This window comes from Bradyrhizobium sp. AT1, from assembly GCF_001590795.1.
GTDB lineage: Bacteria > Pseudomonadota > Alphaproteobacteria > Rhizobiales > Xanthobacteraceae > Bradyrhizobium.
On record NZ_JXDL01000001.1, the window covers coordinates 4,460,527 to 4,467,604 of the forward strand.

The following is a 7,078-nucleotide window of genomic DNA, read 5'->3' on the forward strand; positions in this document are numbered from 1 at the left end:
AATTCATCGCGCTCGCGGCGGCGCATTTCGCCTGCTGCGCCGCGCATTCCGGCCCGATCTTCCACATGGTGTCCTATGCGATGGTGTGCGGCATCGCCCCGCTCACGGCGGTGACGGTCTACAGCGTCGCCGGCGTCTCCGGCCTCGGTGGGCGCCTGCTGCTGGGCACGCTCGCCGATCGCATCGGTGCAAAGCCGGTGCTGGTCGGCGGCCTGTTCGTGCAGGCGATGTGCATCGCGACTTATCTCGCGGTGGCGCAGCTCGGCGAATTCTACGCACTCTCGGTGGTGTTCGGCCTCGCCTATGGCGGCGTGATGCCGCTCTATGCGGTGCTGGTGCGTGAATATTTCGGCGCGCGCATCATGGGCACGGTGTTCGGCGCGGTGTCCGCATTCGCCAGCCTCGGCATGGCGCTCGGGCCATGGGCCGGCGGGCTCGTGTTCGACAATTTCCAGCGCTACACATGGCTGCACGCCGGCTCCTTCGCGATCGGGCTCGCCGCCGTCGCGGTGGCCTTGAGCTTCCCGACCAGACGCAGATCATCGCTCGACCTCGGCCGCGCGGCGGCCTGACGAGATGCCGCACCGACCGACCACGCTCAGGGCACGGCCGGGCCAGTGACCGCGGCAGCCGGCGTCGTTTCGCGCGGCGCGCGACGGCCATTAAGCAGCACACCCACGAAGGTGAAGCGCACCATCAGGTGGTAGCTCGCCAGCATCGGGAGAAGCGCAGCGATCAGGATGATCGCGAATTTGAACGGCCCAGGCCAGTCGAGTTGCGATAGCGTGACCTGCAGCGCCATCACGATCGGCATATGGATCAGATAAAGCCAATAGGAGGCATCGGCGAGGTAGCGCCGGGTCGGGCTGAAGCCGGACATGAAGCGGAGCGCGAGGCCGATGAAGGCGAAGGTCGAAATCCAGATCGCCGGCGCGTACAGGACGGCGGCGATGAGCCTGAGCGTCTCGGCGCGGACGGGCAGCTTCGGCGCACCCGGCGCTGACGTCATCACGCCCGACAGCACGAAGCTGGTCAGGATCAGGCCTACGGCAAGCACGACATTCCAAAGCCAGCACCGCTGCAGGATCCGCAGCAGATCGGGCTGCCGATGCAACAGCCAGCCGACACCGAATGAGGTACCGAAGCCGATCCACGCCTGCGCATTTGTGATGAGCGATTGATCCGGCGTCCTCACGCCGACCGCGCCGGCCCATCTTGGATCGAGGCTGAAGGCGATGCCGATCGGGACCGCCAGAACCAGCGGTGCCAGCGGACTTCGCATGATCCCCGAGAAGAGACGATCCAGCGCCGTTCGGAGCGCGCCTGATGCATCGAGCCGAACGAGGAGACCGCGCAGCAGGAGCATGGCGGCATAGAGCTCCAGCAACACGTAGAGAAACCAGAGATGGGCGAGCGGGAAATTCGGCAGCGCCGGCGGCCAGTTGCGCATGCCGGCGGTCGGGCCGCCATTGGGAAACCGGGAGGCCCAGATCACGACCACCACCATGGCCGTGAACACGATCGGCCAGCCGATCACCAGCGGCAGCCCGATTCGCTGCAGCCGATCCTCGATGAAGCCTCTTATCCCCCGGCGATGAAAGCTCATCCGGGCAAAGAAGCCGGCCATCAGGAAGAAGGTCGTCATCCGGAACACGTGGATGGAGAACGACAGAAAGCCCACGGCAAGGCTCGGCTGGGTGTCCTGGATGAACCAGAACCGGGGCGAGGCCGGCACGAACGACAACGCTGCGTGCAGGACAATGCCGAGCAGCAGGGCGAAGGCCCTGACCGCATCGAGAGCGTGCAACCGTTCCGAAGCGGGGGCGGCAGCGAGTGTGGACATGGACGGGCTCATGCTGACTGGAGGGGACTTGTTGGCGGGACTCGCCTGCCAGTCTGCCCACTCAATTCAGAGCTCTCTCGCCTGATATGGAAATCGGCCAGCCGATTTCTGACTTCGCTAGCCGATATTGCGGTTGCGATCGACCTCGGGCGCCGTTTGCACCGAAGTCAACGCCTCGCGCCGAAACTCGCTTGGGGTCATGCCGCTCTCGGCCTTGAAGGCGCGGTTGAACGGACCGATCGACTGGAAGCCGGCATCCATGGCAATGGTCAGCACCGGCACCTCGCGCTGCGTCGGATCGGCCAGCGCCGCCTTTGCGTCCTCAATGCGGTAATGATTGAGGAACGCATTGAAATTGCGATAGCCGAGACCCTCGTTGATCGCCTGTCGAAGCCGGTACTCGGGAACGTCGAACCGCGCGGCGAGCGCCCCGATGGCGAGTCCTTCCTGCCGATAGATGCGCTCCACCGTCATCACATGATCGAGCCGCCGGAGCAGGAGGGGATCGACCGCGATGCCGGCCTCGGCACGATCGGCCCTCCGGGTTTGGGGGCTGATGTTAGCCGGCGCGATCGCAGCCGTGGCATCGCTGGCCGTGACGGCCATCGGTGCGCCAAAGGTCCCCAAGCCGGCGAGCATGGCCACCACGAACAGGCAGAGCGCGGTCGGAAAGCTCCCGGCCCCACCAGGGACGACGACCGGAATCGCCGCAAAGCCGGCGCCGGCCACGACCGCAATGAGCCCGACATTGATCGCGAGCATCGCCAGCCGCAGCCGGCGTCGCCGCGCGACCAGATCGACACGCCAGGTCTTGACCGTCTGGACCGCGGCCGCGACCGCCAGCACCAGCGCGACCACCGAGAGGACCTTGCCGCCAGCCGTAGCCAAGCCGGGCCAGCTTGCCCAACTCAGGGTGAGCGCAAAGCCGAAGGCGACGATGGCCAGCCACAGGCCACCGTGCCATCGCCTCAGCACGAAATCATCATCGAACGCCACACGCGCCCACAGCCAGAACACGGCGGGTTGCGCCGACAGAACCGGCAACACCCACCACCAGGATGACTTTGGAAAGAATGGCGCGGTCGTGATGGCATAGAACACGCCGCCCGCCGACATGGCCATGCCCAACAACGCCTGCTGGCCGGCCGCGCGACGCATCAGCGCCACGAGAATGATCATCAGGAACACGCCGCAGGTCGCGCCGCGCAGCCCGAGATCGATGGCCGTAAGCCCCATCGCGGTCACACCCTGCATGTCCCTCGTTCGATCCTACTCTCGCATCGCCTCCGCACTGGCACAACTCAAGCCTTTATTGCCGCGCTGAAGGCGGCGGCCGAGGCAGCCGATTCGACACAGCATCGAACCGGCCCGCCGCCTCCGTTCGTTCAGCCGAACATCTCGCGGTCGGCGCAATGCAGATCGCGGGTGTCGAAATACTTCGTCGTCCAGCCGTCGGTCGTCGACAGGAACCATTTGGCGTCGAGGGCAGCCTGCGCCTTCGACGCCTTGGGTTTGGCCTTCTTGCCGCCGGTCGCCGTGCTGTCGAGGAAGTTGAAGTGATCGACCAGCGCGAGCGCCTCCACCGCGAACACGGTCGCGATGTCCTTGTCGCGGATGGTCAGGAGATTGTCGCCGTTGTTCTCCTCACCGCCGGAGGCGAGGTTGGACGAGCCGCAGAACACGACGGGATCGTCGCCGTTGAAGCCGCAAACGACGAATTTGTGGTGGATCTGGTGCTTGACGCCGGCGATGTTCGGCACCTGGTTGAACGGCGGCGGCAGTTGGGTCTGCACCGGCTTGCCGGTGACGAGCACGCCGGTCTTCTTGCCGACGGGATAGAGATAGATGCCGTTCGGGTTGTCCGAGATGCCGTAGCTGAAGACCTTGTCGTTGGCATGGATCGTCTTCAGCGCCTCGTAGACGGGGCTGTTGCCGTTGGCCATTTCCATCACGGCGAACAGCACGCTGCCGGTGCCCTTGGGCTTTTTTGCTTCCTTGGCGATCTGGGCGACCACCGGGGCAAGCGCCTTGGCGGCGCCGTCCTCATCGTGCGGCGAAAAGGTGATGCTGGTCTTCGGCGTCTTGCTCGAGGTCGAGACGAACGGCGCTTTCGACCAGGGCGATTTGATGAACGCCGCCTTCTTGGCGCCGTCGGTCCACGCCTGCTCGAACACGCCGGCATAGAAGCCTGCAACCTCGGGATCCCTGTAGACGAGGACGTGGTTCGAGTTGACGTAGAGGCCGGTGATCGAGAAGTTCGTCGAGCCGGTCAGCACCTTCTGCGGAGAGTTCTTCTTGGCGCCCTTGCGGTAGACGATCATCACCTTGTCGTGGGAATAGCGGCCGAACTTGCCGCGCAGCAGCAGATCCTTGCCCTTGGCGGCCTTGTTGAACGCCTGCTCGAAACGGTCCTCCGGCGCCGGCTTTGCCTTGTTGTGATGCAGCGCGGCGTTGTCGAGAATGATGCGGACGCGCCCCTGCCCCGCGAGTTTCAGCAACAGGCCAATGGTGTCGGATTCGCTGAGATCGTAGGCGAAGACGTCGACGACCAGGTCCTTGTTCTTCACGACCTCGGTCAGAAGACCGATGATCTTCTCGCGCGCGGTAAAGCCCATCCATTCGTATTCGTCGGCGAACGTGAACTTCTCGCCGTGCGCGTTGGTTCCCGCGACCTCGGACGTATCAAAGACGAGATCGTGCTTGCTCGGCTGGATCGGCGCCGTTTTGCCGAAGTGATTGACGAACGCCTGCGACTGCACGAAGCCGCGCGTGAATCCGAGCTCGACGCTCTGCTTGGAGAAGCTGTCGACCAGGATCGTCGTGGAGACGCTCGTGTCCGGATCGAGCGGGGTCAGCACGCCGTTGTCGAAATAGCGCGGCGTCACGGTGTAGGTGTATTTGCCGCGGAACGGCTTGACGCCCTGGTGCACCGAGCCCGGCACATGGAGCCAGCGGAATTTGTGGATCGGCGCGTTGATGCTCGAACGCGCCGGCTCCTTCGAATCCTGGGCGTGATCGGCGGGTCGTTCGAACTGCAACTCGTTGTAGATGTAGTAGGCGGGCTGGCCATCGGGCTTGCACTGGATCGTAAACCCCGCGAGGTCCTTGGCCTGGGACTTGTCGAGGTTGAAGGCCAGCAATGTCTTGGCATCGCCGCGATAGGCTTTGAGGACCATCCGGCCGCCATTCGGCTTCTTCGCCATCATCAATCTCCATGAATGAAATCAAGACAGTTCGGGGAAGGAATCGCTATAAGATTGTTTTAATCGGGATATCCTACCCGGAATTGTGGACGCTGCCAACTCGTTGACGCCGGGATCCTCGCGCCGGCTTCCAAAACCTCACGCCAGCGTGACACTTGCTCCACGCCGCCCGAGAGATCACGATCCTCCGACAACAGAACAGGGCGAGGAGACCCGGATGCAGCAGCTTCCCGGATTTGGTCTGGTCGAGCGTGCCCGCGCACTCGCGCCGCTGATCGCGCGCGAAGCCGACGAGATCGAGCGGACGCGGCGGCTGACGCCGGCCGTCGTCGCCGCCCTGGTCGAGAACGGCCTCTATCGCGCGCTGCTGCCGCAGAGCCTCGGCGGCACCGAAGCTTCCATCGAGGCTTTCATGCAGATGCTGGAGGAGATCGCGAAGGCGGACGCTTCGACCGCCTGGTGCCTCGGCCAGTGCAGCGTCTGCGCGATGATCGCTGCGTCGCTCGATCACGATACTGCCCAGGAGATCTTCAACACGCCGCCGGGCATCCTCGCCTGGGGCGCGATCGCGCATGAGGCGCGCAGCGTCGAGGGCGGCTACCGCGTCACGGCGCGCTGGGATTTTGCCTCGGGCTCGCGGCAGGCGAGCTGGCTCGGGGCGCATGTGCGCATCGTCGGTGCCGACGGCACGCCGCGCAAACATGCCGACGGCTCACCGGAGCTGCGCACCATCCTCTTCCCCGTCGCAAGCGCGACATTGCGCGACGTCTGGCAGGCGATCGGCCTTGCCGGCACCGGCACGGATTCCTACGAGGTGAACGACCTCTTCATTCCCGAACCCTTCACGGCGTTTCGTGACGTGACGGCCGCGCTGCGCGAGACGGGGCCGCTCTACAGGATCGGCACCGGCGCGACCTTCAGCCTGGGTTTTGCCGCGGTCTCGCTCGGCGTCGCGCGCGCGACGCTGGATGCCGCGATTGCGCTCTCGCGTGGAAAGCATCCCTCGCTTGCGGCCGGCGCGATGCGCGACAACGCGGCGGTCCAGGGCCTGATCGGCCGCACCGAGGGCGATCTGCGCGCCGCGCGCGCCTATCTCTATGCCACCGCGCAGGCGATGTGGCGCGAGCTCGGCGCGACCGGCGAGTTCAGCACCGCGCAGCGCAGCGCGGTCCGACTGGCGGCGACCTGGACCATCCATCAATCGACGAAAGTCGTCGACACCGCCTATCACATGGCCGGCGCGACCGCGGTGTTCCGAAAGCAGCCGTTCGAGCGCCGCTTCCGCGACATGCACGCCATCGCCCAGCAGATCCAGGCGCGCGATACGCATTATGAGGATGTGGGGAAGACGATCCTGGCGGGCGGCATCGACGCCAAGTGCTGAATTCGCCTACGCCTTGCGCGCGCCGGGCAGCCGGCCGCGCCAGCCCATGACGACGACCAGGGCAATCATCAGGAGGAGCGCCACAGCTGCCGCGGAATCGACGATGTGATCGCTGCCGTTGCAGATGTCCTGGTAGAGGCACGCGCGCGACATTGCGCCGACCCGGACCAGGACGGCGAGCACGCCGAGATAAAGGAACAGGCTGAGCGCCAGATAGATCGCCGTCACGAGCGCGCGCCGCAGCCGCGAGGGCATCGTTGGATCCTCCTCACGCCGCTCGGTGATGAATTGGCCCGGCTTTGCCTTGGCGGGATCGCGGATCTGGACGGTCGAATGCGTGAGCAGGTCGTGCACCGCCTGGTTGCGGCGCGTGGCCGCCATGACCACGAACGAATACCAGCCCAGGACACTCTTGACGGCAAAGCGTGCCAGCGCCTTGGCAAAGCTCAAATTGCCGCCGCCGTCGTCGACGACGCGCAAATTGGTCCAGATATGCCCGAGCGTGCCGCCGGTGCGCCAAACCAGCACGGGCTCATAGAGCAGCAGGATGACGACGACCGCGATGCCGAGACTGCGGCTGAGCCCATCGCTCGCGACGTTGCTGGCGAGCGCCAGGGCGCCGAACAGCAGGGCCGTCGCCAACGATCC

6 protein-coding genes are annotated in these 7,078 nt (G+C 65.3%); 2 read left to right on the top strand and 4 right to left on the bottom strand.

Going from position 1 to position 7,078, the window contains the following annotated elements; genetic code table 11:
* The coding region (locus tag SE92_RS20755) for an MFS transporter (protein WP_157095921.1) at nucleotides 1–572 on the top strand (572 nt) is incomplete at its 5' end.
* Nucleotides 573–598: 26 nt separating this feature from the next.
* Here SE92_RS20755 and SE92_RS20760 read toward each other — a convergent pair.
* The 3 genes from SE92_RS20760 to SE92_RS20770 form a co-directional block, all read right to left on the bottom strand.
* On the bottom strand, nucleotides 599–1,843 hold the full coding sequence (locus SE92_RS20760) for an acyltransferase family protein (protein WP_245324656.1): 1,245 nt from the start codon (nucleotides 1,841–1,843) through the stop codon (nucleotides 599–601).
* 117 nt (nucleotides 1,844–1,960) lie between these two features.
* Complete coding sequence (locus SE92_RS20765) at nucleotides 1,961–3,097, bottom strand: AraC family transcriptional regulator (protein ID WP_157095584.1); 1,137 nt, start codon at nucleotides 3,095–3,097, stop codon at nucleotides 1,961–1,963.
* 131 nt (nucleotides 3,098–3,228) lie between these two features.
* Nucleotides 3,229–5,046 (bottom strand): phospholipase D-like domain-containing protein, encoded by a 1,818-nt coding sequence (locus SE92_RS20770; protein WP_245324657.1) that lies wholly within the window; start codon nucleotides 5,044–5,046, stop codon nucleotides 3,229–3,231.
* Nucleotides 5,047–5,263: 217 nt separating this feature from the next.
* On the opposite strand from SE92_RS20770, the gene SE92_RS20775 reads away from it, so the two are divergent.
* The gene (locus tag SE92_RS20775; protein WP_063197945.1) at nucleotides 5,264–6,430 is read left to right on the top strand and encodes an acyl-CoA dehydrogenase family protein; all 1,167 of its coding nucleotides are present in this window, start codon (nucleotides 5,264–5,266) and stop codon (nucleotides 6,428–6,430) included.
* A gap of 6 nt (nucleotides 6,431–6,436) precedes the next feature.
* On the opposite strand, the gene SE92_RS20780 is transcribed toward SE92_RS20775, so the two are convergent.
* Nucleotides 6,437–7,078, bottom strand: a 642-nt coding sequence (locus SE92_RS20780) for an RDD family protein (protein WP_198172724.1), incomplete at its 5' end; no start/stop codon positions are given.